Origin of the sequence: Brevibacterium permense (assembly GCF_013280495.1) — a bacterium.
Taxonomy (GTDB): Bacteria; Actinomycetota; Actinomycetes; order Actinomycetales; family Brevibacteriaceae; genus Brevibacterium; species Brevibacterium permense.
Genome location: NZ_JABSSX010000015.1, coordinates 43966 through 63890, shown reverse-complemented (window position 1 = coordinate 63890; position 19925 = coordinate 43966). Strand labels below are relative to the sequence as shown.

20 protein-coding genes and 2 pseudogenes are annotated in these 19925 nt (G+C 64.8%); 15 read left to right on the top strand and 7 right to left on the bottom strand.

Annotated features, from left to right (window positions below; all coding sequences use genetic code 11):
* The first annotated feature begins 615 nt into the window (after positions 1-615).
* The 5 genes from HK353_RS15130 (at position 616) to HK353_RS15110 (ending at position 5585) form a co-directional block, all read left to right on the top strand.
* Positions 616-1578 (top strand): hypothetical protein, encoded by a 963-nt coding sequence (locus tag HK353_RS15130; protein ID WP_173157468.1) that lies wholly within the window; start codon positions 616-618, stop codon positions 1576-1578.
* Positions 1579-1732: 154 nt separating this feature from the next.
* Positions 1733-3070 (top strand): replicative DNA helicase, encoded by a 1338-nt coding sequence (dnaB, locus tag HK353_RS15125; RefSeq protein ID WP_173157467.1) that lies wholly within the window; start codon positions 1733-1735, stop codon positions 3068-3070.
* 14 nt (positions 3071-3084) lie between these two features.
* Positions 3085-3786 (top strand): hypothetical protein, encoded by a 702-nt coding sequence (locus tag HK353_RS15120; RefSeq protein WP_173157465.1) that lies wholly within the window; start codon positions 3085-3087, stop codon positions 3784-3786.
* Between the two features lie 39 nt (positions 3787-3825).
* Positions 3826-4731 carry a LysR family transcriptional regulator gene (locus HK353_RS15115; RefSeq protein ID WP_173157463.1) on the top strand — a complete coding sequence of 302 codons (906 nt, stop codon included), beginning with the start codon at positions 3826-3828 and terminating at the stop codon, positions 4729-4731.
* A 23-nt stretch (positions 4732-4754) separates the two neighbouring features.
* The gene (locus HK353_RS15110) at positions 4755-5585 is read left to right on the top strand and encodes a uroporphyrinogen-III synthase (protein WP_039211752.1); all 831 of its coding nucleotides are present in this window, start codon (positions 4755-4757) and stop codon (positions 5583-5585) included.
* Between the two features lie 2 nt (positions 5586-5587).
* On the opposite strand, the gene HK353_RS17345 is transcribed toward HK353_RS15110, so the two are convergent.
* Both HK353_RS17345 and HK353_RS15105 read right to left on the bottom strand, forming a co-directional pair.
* Positions 5588-5710, bottom strand: coding sequence for a hypothetical protein (locus HK353_RS17345; protein ID WP_281063500.1), 123 nt, complete (start codon positions 5708-5710; stop codon positions 5588-5590).
* A gap of 2 nt (positions 5711-5712) precedes the next feature.
* On the bottom strand, positions 5713-5961 hold the full coding sequence (locus HK353_RS15105; protein ID WP_173157461.1) for a hypothetical protein: 249 nt from the start codon (positions 5959-5961) through the stop codon (positions 5713-5715).
* Positions 5962-6053: 92 nt separating this feature from the next.
* Between HK353_RS15105 and HK353_RS15100 the strand changes: the two genes are divergently transcribed.
* Together HK353_RS15100 and HK353_RS15095 are read left to right on the top strand one after the other, a co-directional pair.
* Entirely contained in the window at positions 6054-6554 is a 501-nt protein-coding gene (locus tag HK353_RS15100) for an SRPBCC family protein (protein WP_173157459.1), read from the top strand.
* A 45-nt stretch (positions 6555-6599) separates the two neighbouring features.
* Positions 6600-7061 (top strand): acyl-CoA thioesterase, encoded by a 462-nt coding sequence (locus tag HK353_RS15095; RefSeq protein ID WP_344217039.1) that lies wholly within the window; start codon positions 6600-6602, stop codon positions 7059-7061.
* On the opposite strand, the gene HK353_RS15090 is transcribed toward HK353_RS15095, so the two are convergent.
* Both HK353_RS15090 and HK353_RS15085 read right to left on the bottom strand, forming a co-directional pair.
* On the bottom strand, positions 7016-7366 hold the full coding sequence (locus HK353_RS15090; protein ID WP_173157457.1) for a peptidase dimerization domain-containing protein: 351 nt from the start codon (positions 7364-7366) through the stop codon (positions 7016-7018). The genes HK353_RS15095 and HK353_RS15090 overlap by 46 nt on opposite strands.
* Before the next feature lie 60 nt (positions 7367-7426).
* Positions 7427-8053 carry an HAD family hydrolase gene (locus tag HK353_RS15085; RefSeq protein ID WP_173157455.1) on the bottom strand — a complete coding sequence of 209 codons (627 nt, stop codon included), beginning with the start codon at positions 8051-8053 and terminating at the stop codon, positions 7427-7429.
* A gap of 98 nt (positions 8054-8151) precedes the next feature.
* Between HK353_RS15085 and HK353_RS15080 the strand changes: the two genes are divergently transcribed.
* Entirely contained in the window at positions 8152-8796 is a 645-nt protein-coding gene (locus tag HK353_RS15080; RefSeq protein WP_173157453.1) for a GNAT family N-acetyltransferase, read from the top strand.
* Positions 8797-8958: 162 nt separating this feature from the next.
* On the opposite strand, the gene HK353_RS15075 is transcribed toward HK353_RS15080, so the two are convergent.
* Positions 8959-9162 carry a cold-shock protein gene (locus HK353_RS15075; protein WP_062240453.1) on the bottom strand — a complete coding sequence of 68 codons (204 nt, stop codon included), beginning with the start codon at positions 9160-9162 and terminating at the stop codon, positions 8959-8961.
* A gap of 549 nt (positions 9163-9711) precedes the next feature.
* On the opposite strand from HK353_RS15075, the gene HK353_RS17340 reads away from it, so the two are divergent.
* The 7 genes and pseudogenes from HK353_RS17340 to HK353_RS15035 all read left to right on the top strand — a co-directional run bounded on the left by HK353_RS17340 (position 9712) and on the right by HK353_RS15035 (position 18722).
* On the top strand, positions 9712-10803 hold the full coding sequence (locus HK353_RS17340) for an LCP family glycopolymer transferase (RefSeq protein ID WP_173157451.1): 1092 nt from the start codon (positions 9712-9714) through the stop codon (positions 10801-10803).
* 89 nt (positions 10804-10892) lie between these two features.
* Positions 10893-11330 (top strand): thioredoxin, encoded by a 438-nt coding sequence (gene trxA, locus HK353_RS15065; protein ID WP_039211761.1) that lies wholly within the window; start codon positions 10893-10895, stop codon positions 11328-11330.
* A complete protein-coding gene (locus HK353_RS15060) occupies positions 11327-12049 on the top strand; it encodes a methyltransferase domain-containing protein (RefSeq protein WP_173157449.1) in 723 nt (240 codons plus the stop codon). The genes trxA and HK353_RS15060 overlap by 4 nt, the downstream gene beginning before the upstream one ends.
* 174 nt (positions 12050-12223) lie before the next feature.
* Positions 12224-15385, top strand: a pseudogene (gene fdnG / locus HK353_RS15050) (formate dehydrogenase-N subunit alpha); the annotation flags it as partial.
* Between the two features lie 455 nt (positions 15386-15840).
* Entirely contained in the window at positions 15841-16968 is a 1128-nt protein-coding gene (locus HK353_RS15045; protein ID WP_173157443.1) for a 4Fe-4S dicluster domain-containing protein, read from the top strand.
* Positions 16965-18185: an NrfD/PsrC family molybdoenzyme membrane anchor subunit gene (gene nrfD, locus HK353_RS15040; protein WP_173157440.1), complete on the top strand. Its 1221-nt coding sequence runs from the start codon at positions 16965-16967 to the stop codon at positions 18183-18185. Before HK353_RS15045 ends, nrfD begins: the two co-directional genes overlap by 4 nt.
* Before the next feature lie 303 nt (positions 18186-18488).
* Entirely contained in the window at positions 18489-18722 is a 234-nt protein-coding gene (locus HK353_RS15035) for a hypothetical protein (RefSeq protein WP_173157438.1), read from the top strand.
* A 115-nt stretch (positions 18723-18837) separates the two neighbouring features.
* Here the strand turns inward: HK353_RS15035 and HK353_RS15030 are convergent, their stop codons facing one another.
* Complete coding sequence (locus tag HK353_RS15030) at positions 18838-19002, bottom strand: hypothetical protein (RefSeq protein WP_173157436.1); 165 nt, start codon at positions 19000-19002, stop codon at positions 18838-18840.
* 253 nt (positions 19003-19255) lie between these two features.
* Positions 19256-19902: pseudogene (locus tag HK353_RS17190) on the bottom strand (IS701 family transposase); the annotation flags it as partial.
* Between the last annotated feature and the right edge of the window lie 23 nt (positions 19903-19925).

Genomic DNA, 19925 nt, shown 5'->3' with positions numbered 1-19925 from the left:
GATCCGATACTCGGGGGTGTAAGAGCGACGCTGTCGCTTCTGATCTGACATATTGAACATCCTTCCAGCAGGACTGCGAATCCCGCTAACTTGGGTGTCCACTATTCGAGGGTAGCCTCAGTCGTTGCTTCGTAGTCACAACACCACCGTGTCAGTGCTGGAATGGTCAATAAAGGAGACACGCCCTAGTCGGAGGTATTGAGCGAGCTCAGTCAAAATCTCTGACGACGACTGCGTGAGTGCACTCTGAACCGACTCCTGCCAGTCCTTTTCAATCCCGTGCTGGGTGAGTATGAGATCCCGGTCTTCCCAGGACTGTGCCTCCAGTGAGTCCCGAATCTTCCGGATGAAATCAATGCGTGCGCCTCTTGAAAGCTCCATGATCTAACGATATCTGGTCGCACGGCAGCAGGTGTGTCTACTGGGTATACCCCTTTGACAATCGAGATCTCGGCCGGAAAAACGCTGTCAACCGGGTTGCGATTCCAACGATTGGACACATATGCCTACCGGCTCCGAGAACCCCTCAGATGCCCTGTTCGGACAGACCCTCGGCTACGTGCGAGTCAGCAGCGCCGATCAAAACCCCGGCCGGCAATACGAGACCATCGGACGGTGGTCAGTTTCATCCACTTCATGGGCGAACCCATCGGGTACGCGAACATGCTCATGCCCGCGTGGCTCATCCTCGTCGTGGTCGTCTTCCTCGCCCTGGTCTGCGCGGGCTCGGCCCTGCTGGGTCTGCGCAAGGTCGCGGTCTCTCCGTTGGGCGTGCGGACGAAGAGTCTGGAGCGGAAGTTCCCCGTGGCCAAGGTCATCATCACGGTGCTCGTGATCTGCATGCTGCCGGTCGTGTACGCGCTCACTCAGAGCGGCGGTCTCGGCGTAGGGATCGTGCTCGGCGCGGTGGTCGGATTCTTCGCTCTCGGGCTGGTCGTCGTCGACCTCCTCGGCGGGCTCCTCGTCCGCTGGTTCGCTCACCTGTCCGGTCGGCGGGCCGCCACCCCGGAGCGCCTCATCGCGGCTCGCCTGGTCTCCGACGAACCCAAACGGTTCTGGCGACGCGTTTCCGGACTCGCGATGGCCTCGTTCACCGCGGCCGTCTGCGGGTCGGGGGTGGCGCTGATGCAGCTCGGACTCGACGCCGCCGAGGACTCGGACTCCGGCATGGCCGCATCCGATATCAACCTCTTCCACGACATGTTCACCGGGGTCCTGCTCGTCATGGGGATCGCGATCGTGCTCATCAGTGTCTCCGCAGTGATCAACCAGGTCGCCGATATCTACGACCGAACCGACACCTTCTCCGACCTCTACGCCGCCGCCGATACTCAGCTGCTGCACCGGGCACTGGGGCGGGCCGTCATGGCCCCGGCGGTCTGGGTGTCCCTGCTGGCCGGAGGGCTCGGGCTGCTGCTCGTCCTGCCCCTGGCCGGAGCCGCGCTCGTGTTCAAGCCGGTCACCTTCCTCACGATCCTGCTCACAGTGGTCGTCGGCATCGGCATCATCCGCGCCGGACTGCAGCTGACGAAGCCGATTCTGCACTCCGTGGCCACGGCCGGGAGGTCTCGGGACTGAGATTCGGGAGGACTCGGGACTGAGATTCGGTGTCAGTGCCGCATCCTACGATGGCAGGTGTCGAGCCGATGGGACCCTCCCCGGGTCTCCGGGTACAGTTGGAGCGCACCACATGAGGGTGGGCGATCCGATGCTGTGAGGAAGTGGGAATCGAGTGAGCAACGACCAGGGCTACGACGGTCTGAGGACCCCTCCGCAGGACGTCGAAGCCGAGCAGAGCGTGCTCGGTGCGATGCTTCTGTCGAAGGACGCCATCGCCGACTGCGTCGAGACGATGAAGGGCGACGACTTCTACAAGCCCGCTCACGAAACCATCTACGAGGCAGTCCTCGATCTCTACTCCCGGGGCGAGCCCGCGGACTCGGTGACGGTGGCGAACTACCTGACGAAGACCGGCGACCTCGCCCGCGTCGGCGGTGCCGCCTACCTGCACACCCTCATCTCGTCGGTCCCGACCGCCGCCAATGCCGGCTACTATGCCGCGATCGTCAGCGAACAGGCCGTGCTGCGCCGCCTCGTCGAGGCCGGCACCCGCATCGTGCAGATGGGCTACGACGCCGAAGGTGATACCGATGACGTCGTGAACTCCGCTCAGGCGGAGATCTACAAGGTCACCGAACGCCATACGACAGAGGATTACGTCATCCTCTCCGACATCCTCGGCGAGGTGGCCCAGGAGATCGAACGCAACGGCAACACCGATGGGCAGACCGCGGGTGTGCCTACCGGTTTCACCGAGTTCGACAACCTCACCAACGGTCTGCACCCGGGCACGATGATCGTCATCGCCGCGCGTCCCGGTGTCGGCAAGTCGACTCTGGCGCTCGACTTCATCCGTTCGGCCGCGATCCACAATGATGCGGCCGCTGTGTTCTTCTCGCTCGAGATGGGCAAGAACGAACTCGTCATGCGTCTGCTCTCGGCAGAATCCGAGATTCCGCTGCAGAACCTGCGCCGCGGCGAGCTCAGTCCGCACGACTGGACGACCCTGGCCGCGACCGAGGCCCGGATCAACAATGCGCCGCTGTTCGTCGACGATTCGCCGAACATGGCGCTGACCGAGATCCGCGCGAAGTGCCGCCGGCTCAAGCAGCAGCACAATCTGCAGATGGTCTGCGTCGACTACCTGCAGCTGATGTCCTCGGGCAAGCGCGTCGAGTCCCGTCAGCAGGAGGTCTCTGAGTTCTCCCGTTCGCTCAAGCTGCTGGCCAAGGAGCTCGACGTTCCGGTCATCGCTTTGTCCCAGCTCAACCGAGGCAGCGAGCAGCGCACGGACAAGCGGCCGATGATTTCGGATCTGCGTGAGTCCGGTTCGATCGAGCAGGACGCGGATATGGTCCTCCTCATCCACCGTGAGGACATGTACGACAAGGAACACGAACGCGCCGGTGAGGCCGACATCATCGTCGCCAAGCACCGTGCCGGTCCGACGATGGACATCCCCGTGGCGTTCCAGGGCGCGAAGTCCCGATTCGTCAACATGCCGCAGTGACGAGCGGGGCTTGAATGGACGCCTACTGGATGCGCGGCAAGTGGGGTGACGGCGGGAAGAGTGAGCGCCGCTGGAACCAGGGCAGCCGGAATCCGCTGACCATCATCATCACCGGTGCTGTCTTCTTCGTCGGCACAGGTGCGGTCTTCACGATCGGATACCTGTATCCGGACCAACTGCTGTTCACGATCATCCTCGGATGCTTCGTGTTCCTCGGCGTCACTCTGGCGGTGCGCAGGTTCATGGGACACACGCCGGCGTATTGGTACACCGGACCGTTCGTGGCCATTGCACTCATCGGCACTGTGATGCTCGGCGAGGATCTCGCTTTGTCGCAAGCCGGCGAACTCACCGAGGTGGTCGTCGCCGATCATCAAGTCGAACAGAAGACCGTACACAGTTCCAATCCGCCCAGGTCGCGACAGGTCTATGTTCATACCTACAGCCTCGAGCGCTTCGACGGCACTCCCGTCGCCGAACCGCTGATCTACCGCGGCAAGGACGGATACGACGACTTCGATGAGGGCGACACGATCTCCGTCCTCATCGATCCGGAGGGGAAGGCACCGACCAAACCGGCCGAGGACGTGGATCTGCCTGCCGATATCGGCATCCTCGTCACCGGACTGGTCACCTCGGGGATCGTGTTCCTCATCTGTCTGATCGTCGTGCTTCTGAGATGGACGCGTTCGCCGTCGCAGGACCACGTGCGCTGACGAGGCCGCGCTTGCTGCAGGTGTGCCACTATGGCAGGCATGGACACCACTCCCAACGATCTGCTCGTGCTGCTGGCCGTCTCCCGCACCGCCAAATTCACGACGGCGGCACACAACCTCGGTCTCACCCACTCGACGGTCTCCCGCCGCATCGCCGCCTTGGAGAAGTCCTTGGGCGGACGCGTGCTGGCTCGCTCGGATGACGGATGGGAGCTGACCGACCTCGGGGAACGAGCCGTTGCGGTGGCCGAACAGATGGAGATCGCGGTCGCTGAACTCGAGAGTCCCGGCCAGGGCCCGGAGACGGTGTCCGGAGTGGTGCGGATGACCGCGACGGATGGGTTCAGCGCCTATGTCGCCTCCACGGCGGTCGCGAAGCTGCGTCGTCGGCATCCCGGGCTGAGCGTCGAGATCGTCACCGTCACCAGGCAGGCCCTGCAGCAGCGGTCCGGTCTCGATATCGAGGTCGTCGTCGGCGAACCGCGCGTGCATCGGGCAGAGGCGATCGAGCTCGGTGACTACGAACTCGGTCTCTACGCCTCTCGTGACTATCTCGCGGCCAACGGCACCCCCGCCTCGGTGGAGGAGGTCAGCGACCACCGGCTCGTCTATTTTGTCGATTCCATGCTCCAGGTCGACGACCTCGATGCGCCGAGGCGGCTGTTTCCCGAGATGAAGGATGCACTGACCTCGACGAACGTCTTCGTTCACGTCGAAGCGACGCGTGCGGGTGCCGGAATCGGCTTCCTCCCGTGTTTCATGGCCGACCGTCACCCCGACCTCGTGCGACTCTTCCCCGATTCGGTGGCCGAGCGACTGCCCTACTGGATGGTGCTCAGACCCGATTCGATGCGGCGACCGGCGATCGCCGCCGTAGTCCAGGGACTCAAGGACGAGATGCTCGCCCACCAGGCTGCTCTCGAAGGCCGGAAGTTGCCCCGGTGAGACTGCGCGACCAGGATATGAGCATGAACCAGCCCCAAACTGACATCGGCGACGAGCTGGTCGGACGTCGCATCGTGCTCACAGCTCAGCGGCGCGCGGAACAGCTCGCCTCCGCCCTCGAGCGTCACGGTGCCAAGATCGTGCACGCCCCGACCCTGTCCGTCATCCCGCATATCGACGACCCTGAACTCGTCACCCGCACCCGTGAACTCATCGAGGACAGGCCGGACATCGTCGTGGTCACGACCGGCGTCGGATTCACCGGCTGGGGTGACGTGGCTGAAGCCGCGGGTCTGCGCGAGGAATGGCACTCGATGCTCGCCGGAGCACGGATATACGCCCGCGGCCCCAAGGCACGCGGAGCGATTCAGGGGGCCGGACTGAGCGCTCACTGGGTCGCGGAATCCGAGACGAGCGCAGAGATCCAGCAGGTCCTTCTCGGCGAAGGCGTAGATGGTGAGCGCATTGCCGTACAGCATCACGGTGCCGGCGCCGACGGACTTGATGAGGCCTTCGCCGCAGCTGGCGCCGATGTCCGCTCCCTCGTCATCTACCGCTGGGGTCCGGCGCCCGATCCGGCCGCCGTGATCGACGCGGTCCGACTCGTCGCGGAGCGCAGGTGCGATGCCGTGGCCTTCACCTCAGCACCCGGGGCGGCAGCATTTCTCACCGCGGCCGAGGAGCAGGGACTGTTGTCGGCCGTGATCGAGGCGTTCAACGAATCGGTGGTGGCCGCAGCAGTCGGCGACGTCACCGCAGCACCGCTGCATGAACAGGGCATCAGAACCGTGATCCCCGAGCGATTCCGACTCGGAGCCCTTGCTCGCGTGCTGATCAGCGAACTCGCCGAATGATCTCAGACTGACGCGAATTCGATGTCGACGGCGTCTGACTCGCGCAGTGCGCCGATCGCCTCTGCCTCAGCGATCACTGCGCTCTTCACCGACGTCGAGACGGTGCCGGAGGCTGCGATCGTCATGCTTAGTCGACGGTTGATAGCAGTGCAGTCAACGGCGCAGCAGTTCGGATCTGGTCCGGTCGCGTTCGCTGTCGTCGGATGCGGTCGGCGCCCCGCGCATGGAGTGCGGTCAGAGCGGATCCCGGTGGGCTGTTCTGGATGCCGGAGGCTCCCGCGGCGTCAAGGAGTGAGTTGTGGCTGAGTCGCTCACCGAGGTGATGAGCGGGGAGGCGGAAGGCGATGATCTCGTCGTTCATCGCAGAGTCGGCCATGTGCCTAGGCTAGCTCAGGACCCGTGTTTGAATGGGGCCATGTGCACGGCCGGTTTCAGGTGCGTGCACTACCACATCGAGAAGGGACGACGATGACGCGAACGATGCAGGTCAGCGACAGTATGGTGATCAAAGCCGACGCCGCCGGGCTCTGGGAGCAGATCGCCGATCCGACCCAGATGGCCCGATGGAGCCCGGAGAACACCGGAGCCAGCACGCGCACGACTGCAGGTCCGCTGCAGACAGGCGATGTCTTCGAAGGCACGAACCGTCGCGGGCCGGCGACGTGGGTGACCGAATGCGTCGTCACCGAATCTGTGCCCGGCAAACGGTTCGCCTTCACCGTGCGCCGGATCGGGCCCCGAACTCCCAGCATCGAAGGACCGAACGCGAGCTGGGCATACGAGTTCGAAGACCTCGGCGAGGCGACTCGAGTGACGGAGTCGTGGACAGACGATCGCCGCTCTTGGCCCGACTGGCTGGCCTGGGTCTTCGACCACATCGTCACACGGGGCCGGAGCTTCGCGGACTTCCAGCGATTGAACATCCGGCAAACCCTCACCGCCATGAAGGATGACGTCGAAAAGCGGTGACACGGACGAAACGAGGGCGAAACAACTCCTCGCTACTCTGATCGCATGACAGCGACGGCACAACCCACAGAGAGCTCCGCCCGCCACGATGTGGAGGGGATGAACTTCTATACCCGCAAATGGGTGCGGCCTGAGGACCTCAACGCCAACGGCTCCCTCTTCGGCGGCAGCCTTCTGAGGTGGATCGACGAGGAGGCCGCGATCTACGCGATCATCCAGCTCGGCAACCATCGAGTTGTGACGAAGCTGATCTCCGAGATCGACTTTCAGGCTTCGGCTAGGGAAGGCGATCTTATCGAGATGGGGCTCCTCGCCACGCATTTCGGACGCACCTCACTGACGATGAGGGCCCGGGTGCGCAATATGATCACTCGCAGATCCATCCTCAGCATCGACAAGATCGTATTCGTCGGAGTCGACGAAGACGGCACTCCGATTCCCCACGGGTACACGACGATCACCTATGACCGAGACCGAATGCCCGAACCACACGGGAAGATCTCGTAGGAAAGACCGCGGTCCGACGCGGTCGCAGGTGTCGCCTCCTGGACCGCCTCGGTGATGGTGTCATTGACCGCCTCACTGTTGACCGTCAGCGGGAACTGGTCGAAGTACTCGAAGGTCGGTTCCTTCGGCGTCCCAGCGGCATCGCATTCGCTGCGGACGATCCGCTCGATCGACGCGATGACTCTCTTGCGTACCGCAGTGTCGTAGGTGCGGACGTTGAGCATCAGCTCGGCGCGATCAGGGATGATATTCGACTTCGGCCCAGCGTTCGACGCACCGACGGTGACGACGCGGACATTTCTCACAGGATCAGCGGGTGAGGAGCCCGTTCAGGGGTGTTGCCCGGGCGGCGCGAGTTGAGCACCCTATTGAGCGAGCAGACCCCGTTCGGACAGGTCCGTGCGCAGTGAGGCGGCTCCTGAGAACACGTGGCCGATGAAGCCGAGGCGTTCAGCTGCCTCCACATTGGCGGGCAGATCATCGACGAAGACAGTCCGGGCCGGGTCGAGGTCGAATCGGTCCCGGGTCAGTTCGAAGATCGCCGGATCGGGTTTGACGAGGCCGACCTTTCCCGAGACGACGATGTCTTCGAGTTCGCTGATCGCCGGCGCGACGACGGGGGCATGGTGGATGGTCTCGGCCGACCAGTTCGACAGCCCGACCAGGCGGATGCCGGCGGTCTTGAGATCTGCGACGATCTCGGCCATGCCGTCGATCGGACCGGTCAGGGACTTGTCGAAGTTCTCGTAGTAGCCGGCGACGATCTCACCATGGCGGGGGTCCGCCTCGGCGGCTCGGGCGACGATATCGGTGATCGGAACGCCGGAGTCAGCTGCGGTATTGAGCGTGGGGAAGTCGGCCGCCTCGGCGAAGGAATGCCATTCATCGGCACTCATGCGATCGGCCAGAGGCCCTGTCTGGTCCCAGCCGATGAGCACATTGCCGAGGTCGAAGACGACGGTCGTCGGGGTCGTGCGATCGGGTTCGGTCATGGGCCACCACCTGCTATCGGCATCCTGGAGTCGAACCCCACGCTACCTGGAGTTGCCGGACCATTGTGGATTCGGGCCGGCTGGCCTAGGTTGGTTGCATGATCGGCTACCCGCCATTGCAGATCCGGGTGAAGACTCACCGACTCGAACTCGTCGGTGCCGCCGATGAGATGCTCGCGGCGCTCGCCCCTCTCGTGCGGGACGGCAAGGTCTTCGCGGAACCCGCCCCCTACGACGATCCGATGTCGTTCTACGAATCCGACCCGGACGTGCGGGTGAGCAGGTGGCTCCAGAGCGTATGGCGTGGACGGGGGCGCTTCTCTCCTTCTGACTTCCGGTTGGCGTTCGCCGTGATCGTCGACGGTGAGCCCGTGGGGATGCAGGACCTCATTGCCGAGAAGTTCGATACCTGCGGCACCTTCGCCACCTTCTCCTGGCTGTCGACGGATGTACGCGGTCGCGGTCTCGGTACCGAGATGCGCAGTGCTCTGTTGCATCTCGCGTTCGCGGGGCTCGGAGCGAGAGAAGCTGGTTCCGATGCGTTCGTCGACAACATCGGATCGAACAAGGTGTCTGAAGCCTTGGGGTACGAGCGCAACGGCGTCGACTGGGACATCCGCCGAGGCGAGCCGGGACGCATCCAACGCTGGCGCCTGACCCGCTCGGCGTGGGAAACCAGACGGCGGAACGACATCGAGCTCAGCGGAGTCGATGACTTCTGCACTTTCCTAGCCCACCACTAGTTGCTACCTGACGGCGGCCCAGCAACCTGGCGCCAGGTTGCTGGGCCCCCGTCAGGTAGTAATTGGGGAGGAGATGACAGCGACCCTGCGTTCACACCAAGTGGGTGAACGCAGGGTCGCTGGTGAATCTCAGAAGTCTCTAGGTGAGACTCTCAAAGAGTCTCAGAGGCCGCGGACGCGAGTCGCCTGCAGGCCCTTGGAGCCCATTTCCGAGTCGAACTCGACGTTCTGACCCTCGGTGAGCTCGCGGTAGCCGGAGGCTTCGATCGCGGAGAAGTGAGTGAACACGTCAGCCGAACCGTCGTCAGGCTGGATGAATCCGAAACCCTTTTCCGCGTTGAACCATTTCACGGTACCTGTTGCCATAATCTTTGTATCCTTATTTTTTAACTGATGACCGCTGCTGCGATCGTGATGGTCGAACCCATTGCTGGATCCGGCTTTCCCGCTGGCTGGACTGGATCTTCAGACGCAGATCCAACGAAAAACTGTGGGTGAACCGAGGACTCGGAATCGCTGGCGAAGATGAGTTCTCTGATGTGAGGTCTCTGTTTCAGACGAAATCGCGGGGATACTCGGTTTCGATCATGCACTCGAAGGTGCTGGACGGAAGTCGTCAGACGACTGAACTGGGAAAAATCATGAGGGGCGCGGAAGGCAGACACGCGCCGACGGGCAAACACATGGTGACGAGCGAATCTACCTGCTCTTCAGACACCATCTGCTCCGCACATTTCTGTGCGAGAACGTTTCCAGCTTAACAGAGTGATCGCTCTGCGGGTGATTTCGGTCGAATGATTTCAGTCGAGAGATGGAACACAGCGATGTGCACTCGACCGCACAGGCATTTAGGATTGTATACATTCCATTTTGTATGCAATCCGCCGTGACCCCGGACGCAGGAGCACCCGAACCGTGGACAACGAAGAATCATCACCGCCGCCAGGACCCCGCCGGCAGCGACGCCTCGCCGCGAAGTACCGGCGCCGGCGCACCTTCGTCGCCGTGGCTGCGGTCCTCATCATCGGTGCCCCCGTGACGATCGCGGCGGCGGTGCACAACCTCAGCTCGAATATCTCCTCCTCCCCGCTGCGCGCCCACGGCGGCGACGTTCCCGAGAAGCTCACGGATGAGACGAACGTCCTCATCATCGGATCCGACACTCGCGATCTCGAGTCGGCGAAGGAGGCCTCCGATGACTCGGGCACAGGTGAAGGCGCGAACTCCGGAACCTCCTCGGCACAAGGTTTCGGCAGCGCCGAGGGGGCTCGCAGCGATGCAATGATCCTCGCTCACGTCGCCGCCCACGGCGACCGCATCGACGCCGTGCAGATCCCACGTGACACGATCATGGACATTCCCGCCTGCGACGACACCGGCCACGGCGCGTCGGCGGCCACGCACGGGATGATCAACTCGGCCCTCAATGCGGGGCCGGCCTGCTCCGTATCAGCGGCGGAAGAACTCACCGCGGTACGCGTCGACCACTTCATCAACGTCGACTTCGACGGATTCTCAGCGATCGTCGACGCACTCGACGGGATCACCGTCGACCTCGACGAACCGCTCAACGACCCGAAGGCGAACCTCGACCTGCCCGCCGGTCACCAGACGATCGGCGGAGACGACGCCCTCGCCCTGGCCCGGACACGGCACGCCGTGGGCGATGGCAGCGACATCTCGCGGATGGGCAACCAGCAGATGGTCATGGAGGCCATCATCGACCGTGCCAAGAGCGGCCAGGTTCTCTCCCGGCCCGACCGCCTCTACGGACTCCTCGACGCTGTGACCTCGACGATCGGCGTCGACGACGAACTCGACTCGATGCGAGCGCTCGCCTCCCTGGCCACGACAGTTGCCTCCGTGCCCGAGGACGACATCACCGTCGAGATCATGCCGTGGACACCCGCACCGGAAGATCCCAACCGGGTGGTCAAATCCGCCGAGGCGGACGCCGTGTTCACCGCCATCATCGACGACGAACCGATCGCGGACCTCGTCGGCTGAGCCTGCCCGGACCCCGACTGAAGCCGGCAGGGAGCCGTCGATGACCTCCGTCCAGGCGATATTCATCCGCGGCTCCTAGACTGGACGGCATGTCTACGATCGAAATCACGCAAGACAACTTCGAGTCGACCATCAACGACAACGAGATCATCCTCCTCGACTTCTGGGCCGATTGGTGCGGCCCCTGCAAGCAGTTCGCCCCGGTCTTCGAGCAGGCCGCCGAGGCCAACCCCGACATCGTCTTCGGCAAGATCGACACCGAAGCCCAGCAGCAGCTGGCCGGACTCTTCGCGATCTCCTCGATCCCGACCCTCGTCGCCTTCCGCCAGGGCATCGTCGTCTTCGCCCAGCCCGGCGCGCTCGCCGCCCCGCAGCTCGAACAGGTCATCACCGCCGTCAAGGGACTCGACATGGACGAGGTCCGTGCCGAACTGGCCAAACAGGAAGCCGCCGCTGCCGCAGAGACCGACGGCGCGGACGGTGCCGCCCCCGATTCGATCCCGGCCGACCCGGGCGTCGACAAGTGACAGCGACCAGCAGCCACAACGACCACACCCACTCAGACAGCACCGCCGCAGACGGCGCCGGCGTGCCCGATTCTGTGGCCGCCTGGGAAGAGCGCTACGCCGAGGCCGACGACGCCATCTGGTCCGGAAACCCGAACGAATCCCTCGTCGCCGTCGTCTCCGAAATGACCCCCGGCCGCGTCCTGGACGTCGGCTGCGGAGAAGGCGCCGACGTCGTCTGGATGGCCGAGAACGGCTGGGACGCCACCGGCATCGACCTGTCGACCACGGCCATCGACCGTGCCCGCCGGGCCGCCGAATCCCGCGGAATCTCCGCCGAATTCGCCGTCGCCGACGTCTCCACCTGGGAACCGGAGGGCCCCGACCGCCGAGGCGGCTTCGACCTCGTCACCGGATCCTTCCTCCACACCCGGTTGCCCGATACCCGGGAAGAGCTGCTCACCCGCGTCGCCGCACACGTGGCACCGGGCGGCGCCCTCCTGCTCGTCTCCCATGCGACGATGCCGCCGTGGGCCGCCGAACACAGCGAGAAGTTCGAACACGGCATGGACCACCACCATGAACTGGTCAGCCCGAACGGAGACTTCGCCCTCCTCATCGGCGCCAGCCCGCACCGGTGGGAGATCGAACTCGCCGACACCCGCGCCCGAGAGGTGACCTCCCCGTCGGGCGAACCCGCCGAACTCGAGGACGCGATCCTCCTGGCCCGCCGGATCTGAACTCAGCCAACGCAGAGACCCTGACCCGGAACCCGGCACCGAGGCGGCTGCGCGGTCGATCATGACCGCGCAGCCGCCTCGGCGAACCGGGCGATTCCCCAGCCCCCTGAGATGAGGTCGAAAACCCGGTCTCACCTGGTGCATTTCCACCCTGTGAGGGGCTAAGGTGGTGTCATGGCTCGGTTCAGCTTCCTCGAGTGGCCGGTACTCCGGCAGCTGCGCACGTCGGATAAGACGGGACGCGGCGAATCCGTCGTGTCCCAGCAGACTCGGGACACCACTCCACGCACGGTCACGGCCGACAAGGTCGTCCAATCCGTGTGCCCGTACTGCGCTGTCGGCTGTGGGCAGAAGATCTTCGTCAAGGATGACAAGGTCGTGCAGATCGAAGGCGACCCGGACTCACCGATCTCTCGCGGCCGCCTGTGCCCGAAGGGCGCAGCCAGCGAACAGCTCGTCAACGCTCCCGGTCGTGTCACCGACGTCCTCTACCGGGCCCCGAAGGCCAAGGACTGGACGAAGATCGACCTGCCGACCGCGATCGACATGATCGCCGACCGATTCATCGAAGCCCGCCGCAACCACTGGGAGGACTTCGACGACAAAGGCCACCCGCTGCGGCGGACGATGGGCATCGCCAGCCTCGGCGGGGCGACCATCGACAACGAGGAGAACTACTTCGCCAAGAAGCTCTACACCGCGGCCGGGGCGATACAGATCGAGAACCAGGCGCGTATTTGACACTCCGCCACCGTTCCCAGTTTGGGAACTTCGTTCGGGCGCGGCGGCGCCACACAACCCGTCCAGGATATGGCGAATGCTGACTGCATCATCATCCAGGGTTCCAATATGGCCGAGTGCCACCCCGTGGGCTTCCAATGGGTGAGCGAGGCCAAGGCCCGGGGTGCCCGCATCATCCACGTCGATCCTCGTTTCACGCGCACCACCGCGATCGCCGATAAGCATGTGCCCATCCGGGCCGGTTCCGACATCGTGTTGCTCGGTGCGCTCATCAACCGTGTGCTCACCGAGGGCCGCTACTTCGACGAGTACGTGCGCGCCTATACGAACGCCGCGAACCTCATCAGCGACGACTATGTCGACACCGAGGATCTCGACGGACTGTTCTCCGGGTTCGACCCGGACACGAACTCGTACGAGAACTCGACGTGGTCGTACCAGACGGATGAGCACGGTGCGCCGCTCAAGGACCCGACCCTGAAAGACCCGAAGTCGGTCTTCCAGATCCTGCGGCACCACTACTCGCGCTACACGCCTGAGATGGTCGAGGAGAACTGCGGAATCAAACCCGCAGACTTCGACTACCTCTACGAATCGGTGACCGAGAACTCGGGCCGGGAACGGACCACGTGCTTCGCCTACGCGGTCGGGTGGACCCAGCACAGCCTCGGCGCGCAATTCATCCGCACCGCCTCGATCCTCCAGCTCCTGCTGGGCAACATGGGTCGACCGGGCGGTGGAATCATGGCGCTGCGCGGGCACGCGACGATCCAGGGCTCGACCGATATCCCGACCCTGTTCAACCTGTTGCCCGGCTACCTGCCGATGCCGAGCGCCGGAGTCCACGACACCTTCGACGATTACGTCGCAGCCGTCGGCACGCCGGAGACCCACAAAGGCTACTGGGCCAACGGCCGCGCCTACGCCACCAGTCTGCTCAAGGCTTGGTGGGGCGATGCGGCCACGAAGGACAACGACTTCGCCTTCGACTATCTGCCGCGCATCAACGGCGCCCACGGCACCTATCAGACCGCGGTGCGGATGCTCAACGACGGAGTCGACGGATACTTCCTGCTCGGGCAGAACCCGGCCGTGGGCTCGGCCAACGGGCGCATGCAGCGCATGGCGATGAGCCACCTGAAGTGGATGGTCGTCCGCGACTTCAGCCTCATCGAATCCGCCACCTGGTGGAAGGACGGCCCCGAGATCGAGACCGGGGAGCTGAAGACCGAGGACATCGACACCGAGATGTTCTTCCTGCCCGCGGCCAACCATACGGAGAAGGCCGGCACATTCACGCAGACCCAACGTCTCGTGCAGTGGCGCCACAAGGCCGTCAACCCGCCCGGGGACGCACAGAGCGAACTCGACTTCTTCTATGAGCTCGGCCAAGCCGTGCGCGAGAAGCTGAAAGACTCCGACGACCCCCGCGATCGGCCGCTGCTCGACATGACCTGGGATTACCCGGTCGACGAGGAGGGCGAAGTCGACGCCGAAGCGGTCGTCAAGGAGATCAACGGCTACTTCATCGGCGGCGACCGTGACGGCGAGCCCTTGGACAACTTCAACCAGATGACCGACGACGGGGCCACCGCCGGAGGCTGCTGGATCTACGCCGGCGTCTACGCGGGAGGCCAGAACATGGCCGCCCGCCGCAAACCGCGGGATGAGCAGGATGAGACCGCCGGCGAATGGGCGTGGGCATGGCCGGCGAACCGCCGGATCCTGTACAACCGTGCCTCGGCCGCACCCGACGGAACTCCCTGGTCGGAGCGGAAGAAGTTCGTGTGGTGGGACGAGGAAACCGGGAAGTGGACGGGCAAGGACGTGCCCGACTTCCCGATCGAACGCGCACCGGCGGCCAAGTCGGATCAGGCCTACGGGGGCCCTGCACACCTCGACGGTGACGATCCATTCATCATGCAGGCCGACGGCAAGGGGTGGCTGTTCGCACCCAGCGGCATGATCGACGGACCGATTCCCACTCACTACGAACCACAGGAATCGACGGTCGCGAACCCGCTGTACTCCCAGCAGAACAGCCCGACTCGGATGGTCATGCGCCGTGAAGACAACCTGTCCGCGCCCGGTGCCGGGGTGCCGGGATCCGAGGTCTTCCCCTATGTGTTCACGACCTACCGACTCACCGAGCACCACACCGCCGGAGGCATGTCCCGGTGGCTGCCGTACCTGTCGGAGCTGCAGCCGGAGATGTTCTGCGAGATCTCACCTGAACTCGCCGCCGAGGTTGGGCTCGAACCCTACGGTTGGGCCACCCTGGTCTCCCCGCGGGCGGCGATCGAGGCCCGCGTGCTCGTAACGAAGCGGATGACTCCGCTGACCATCGGCGGGAAGACCGTCCACCAGATCGGTCTGCCCTACCACTGGGGTGTGGGCGGTCAGGGTGCCGTCGTCGAGGGCGATTCCGCCAACGACCTGCTCGGAGTGACGATGGACCCCAACGTCTACATCCAGAACAGCAAATACGTGGCCGGCACGATCGTGCCGGGTCGGCGTCCCCGCGGGCCCGAACTCGTCGACTTCGTCGAGAAGTACCAGCGAGAGGCCGGGCTCAGCCCCGAATCCGGAAACCAGCAGGTCACGGTCTCCGCCGAGGATGTCGCGGCCTCCCATCACGCCGGACAGGGTCGCAGCGCCGGTGGGCACGCTCACCGAGGCGGCGACTCGGCCGTCGGCGTCACCCCGGGCAGGACCCTGGACGGGGGACGCGATGGCGTCTCCGACGGTGACGGCACGACCGCCTCGGCGACGGTCGACAGTGCCGATGATCGCAGCGGTAGGATCACCATCGAACCCACCGAGGCGGCCGAACCCACCGAGGCGGCCGAACCCACCGAACCCGCCGAGACGGCGGTGTCGAACCGCGCCGACGACGGGGACCCCAGCGACGGCGATCCCGACCACGGCCGGCACGCCGACGGCAGTGCGATCGCCGAAACCGAGGTGGCCGAAGCGGAAGCCCGCGCCCGCGCGGCTCGGGATGGCCAGGCTGATGAGACAGGCCGGGAGAACGAGGAGGAGGACGACTGATGTCGACACCGACGATCGACGACGGCACGTTGGCGGACGGACACTGGCACGATTCCGCGCACAGCCGCAAGGGATTCTTCACCGACACCTCGATCTGCATCGGCTGCAAGGCCTGCGAAGTCGCGTGCAAAGAGTGGAACCGCAACCCGCAGGACGGCACCTTCGAACTGCTCGGTTCCTCGTATGACAACACGGGCAGTCTCGGGGCGAACACGTGGCGGCACGTCGCGTTCATCGAACAGGATTCCGAACGCATCGAGAAGGCGAGGGAATCCGGGCGCAAGCTCGTCAATCTCGGCATGCCCACGATCCGCCCGCGCACCGATGAGTCTGCCGCGGCGCAGCCGCTGGACGGGGCCCTGGGTGCGGCGGCGGAGGGCCGGACCTCCGCCGGTCTGCCGACGACGCCTGAGCTCAACGTCGATCTGCTGGCACCGGGTGCCCTGGAGCCGACCGACCTGTCGAACGTCGACACGACACCCCCGGACACCGCGGACTTCCGCTGGCTGATCTCCTCCGACGTATGCAAACACTGCACGCACGCCGGCTGCCTCGACGTGTGCCCGACCGGCGCGCTCTTCCGCACCGAATTCGACACCGTCGTCGTCCAAAACGATGTCTGCAACGGCTGCGGAACCTGCGTGGCCGGCTGCCCCTTCGGCGTCATCGAACGCCGCGACGACGGCACGATCAACACCCCCACCGACCGGGATGATCGCAAGGCCGCGGACATGGATGTGCCGAACGCGGGCACCGCGAACAAGTGCACCCTCTGCTACGACCGCCTCGTCGAGGGTCAGGAACCGGCCTGCGCGCAGACCTGCCCGACTCAGTCGATCAAGTTCGGCGACCGTCAGGACATGGTCGAGCAGGCGCACGACCGCGTGGCCGAACTCCACGCGAAGGGACTGACCGAAGCTCGCCTCTACGGGGCGAACCCGAACGACGGGGTCGGCGGCACCGGATCCGTGTTCCTCCTCCTCGACGAACCCGAGGTCTACGGCCTGCCGCCGGACCCACGGGTCGCGACGAAGGATCTGCCGAAGATGTACGCCAACGCCGGGATCGCGGCGCTGGGCATGGTCGCCGCGGCCGGACTCGCGTTCCTCGGGAGCCGCCGTTCATGAGCACTTCAGAATACGATTCCTACCGCCCACCCGAGCCGGAAGGCGGACGCAGAAAACGTCGCCGAGGCGGCCGTGGAGGTCCCAGCGGACCTGACGATTCCGGTGGCCGTCGGGGCGGTCGCGGCGGCAACGGTCGTGGCGGCGGGTGGAAGAACCGCGGTGCCGACGGCAACCGTGAGATGCCGATGGTCGAGGACGTCGAGTTCACGTCCTACTACGGTCGACCGATCGTCAAGGCCCCGCCGTGGGGCGATGAGATCGGGACGTACCTGTTCCTCGGCGGTCTGGCCGGCGGTTCGTCTCTGCTCGGCTTTGGCGCGCAGCTGACCGACCGGCCGGGTCTGCGCATCGCCTCCCGGATGACTGCAATAGCGGCCACTGGCATCGGCGGTGCCGCTCTCGTGGCCGACCTAGGCAGGCCCGAACGATTCCTCAATATGATGCGCGTCGTCAAAGTGTCGTCGCCGATGAGCCTGGGCACGTGGATCCTCTCGGGCTTCGGTGTCGGATCGGGAGTGACCTTCGCGATCGAACTCGACCGGATCACTGGTGAGAAGCTGTTGCCTCTGGGCCCGCTGCGCAAGGTGCTCCATGCCATGGAGACGCCGGCGGCCGTCGAATCCGCCTTCTTCGCCACTCCGCTGGCCGCATATACCGCTGTGCTTCTCGGGGCGACGGCCGTTCCGACCTGGAACGCCGCCGGCCGCAATGGTCTGCCGTACGTGTTCGTGTCCTCGGCGTCGATGGCCGCCGGAGGTGCCGCGATGGCATTGGCACCGGTAGCCGAGACCGGACCTGCCCGACTGCTCGCGCTCGCCGGGACCGCTGGTGAGGCCTACGCGATGTCGGCGATGAGGAAGCGCATGCACCCGGCTGAGATCGATCCGCTGGACGACGGCGAACCGGGGCACAAGCTGCATCGGGCCGAGAAGCTGCTCATCGCCGGGGCCGTCGGTGCCGCCGCCGTCGAGGTGGGGGCGCGCGTGTTCGCGAAGAAGCTGGGTGGCGGTTGGAAGACTCGGGCTGTGCTGCGGGGGCTGTCCGTCGTCTCCGGTGCGGCGCTCGCTGCCGCCTCGGCGTACACGCGTTTCGGCGTGTTGGAAGCCGGAATCGAATCGACGAAGGACCCGCGTCACGTGGTCGAACCGCAGCGCGCTCGCCTCGAAGAGCGTCGGGCTCGCGGCATCACCGACGACTCCATCACCACCGGGCGGTAGACGCGCGGAGGTTATCCTTCGGAGCTCGAGTTGCAGGGCGCCGCTCACCGTGAGCAGCTCTCACCGTTCGTGCTATCCCCTCCCGCTGGTGGCACGTCCTACAGTCCGCTAGGCATCAGTCACCGTTCGTGTCGAAACAACCCTCCGCAACGCGATGGTGTGCGAGGACCGGTAAGGGACGCTCGAACTCGTTGCGCGAACTTCCCCTGCGAACGACGATAGGTGCCGAAAAGTGCCTCACGAGACAGCATATTCAGCAAACATACTTGCGAAATGAGGATTGTTGGGTAGCGTGAGAGATCTATGAAGAAGCTACTCAGGGATCGCCAGAGCATCAAGCTCGGTGTGTTTGTGGCAGTAGCCTTCCCACTGGTCTACTTCGGGATGAGTTTCCTCGGATGGGGCAACGATTCATTCAATTGGTGGCAGACACTGCTCTTCGGACTCGTCCAAGGCGCCGTCTTCTGGTTCTTCACGTCCAGTTTCCGGCAGTTCCGCGACGAGGACGTCACTCCGAAGCAGTCCGGCCCTCTCTGACCTGTCGAACCATCGCTTCGTAGGCGTCATCGGGCATTCCGGTCATCTCGCGCATCTAGCGCAATGCCGCGGGCTGTTCTTCCTGTGGCAGCGATGAAGTCACCTTCGCGCTCGGCTACCCGGACCGCCGCTGCGCATCGGCCGCTCGTGCCGCTTCGAGATCCTTGGCGAAGGACTGGACCTCGACATAATCGGCGATGATGTAGGCGAGCCGATAAGGTCTCGACCCGTCGTTGCCGGAGACGATGAGCGCGGTCTCAGTGTCCCGCAGGGTGCGCACATCGACCGCCTGGATACCCCAGAACGGGACTTGAGCGCCCTTGACGGGAAACTCACGTTCTTCTGTTTCCGGGCCTCACGACCGAGGATGCTCAGTCCGTCGGGGAAGAGCACAGCCACTTGATCGCGAACCTCCCTGGTGAGGAGGCCCACCGACACCCTCACGGGTTCGGCGCCTTCAGGAACTGCGAGCCGATAGAGCTCGATCTGATCCTTATCGGGTACATCATTCGCTCTGGTCAGAGCCTCGAGCATTGCCGGGGCCCCGTATCCGGCGTTGGCACAGATTACCGGCGTCGGGGCCAGCCCAACAGGCGAGTTCGTCGAGCATCTCCAACGCCAGTTCCCAGTTGGGCCGGTGCCGCACCGTGTCCGGGATGGCGGCCTTCGCCCGTCGTGCCGCGGCGTGTTCGGCGTCCTCGTTGGTCTCGGCGCACACATCGTCCCAGGACTCGGGCAAAAACAGCCGCCAGCCCAGCGGGCAAGACGCGGCATCGGTCGCCGCGTGCACGCTCACCCCGATCTGGCAGTTGGCGACCTTGCCCAGCGACCCGGAGTACTGACGAGCCACCCCCGGGGAGGCCGGCCCGTCCTTGGGGAAACCGGTGTCATCGATCACCCACGCCTGAGGCTGGACCAACCCGATCGCTTTGGCCGCCAGGCGCCGGCGGACCGGCTCCACGGCCCAGGGCGAGGACGACACGAACTGCTGCAGCTACTGGTAGTCGATCCCGAGCCGCTCGCCCATCGGCTGCATCGACTTGCGCCGGCCCTCCAGCATCAAACCCCGCAGGTACAACCCGCCCTTGGCCCGCTGGTCCTTCCGGGACAGCGAGGCGAACACCTCGGCCACGAACGACTCCAACTCACCCCGCACCCACTCAATCTCGTCCTGACGCATGCGGCGCGATTAACAGGACCCGA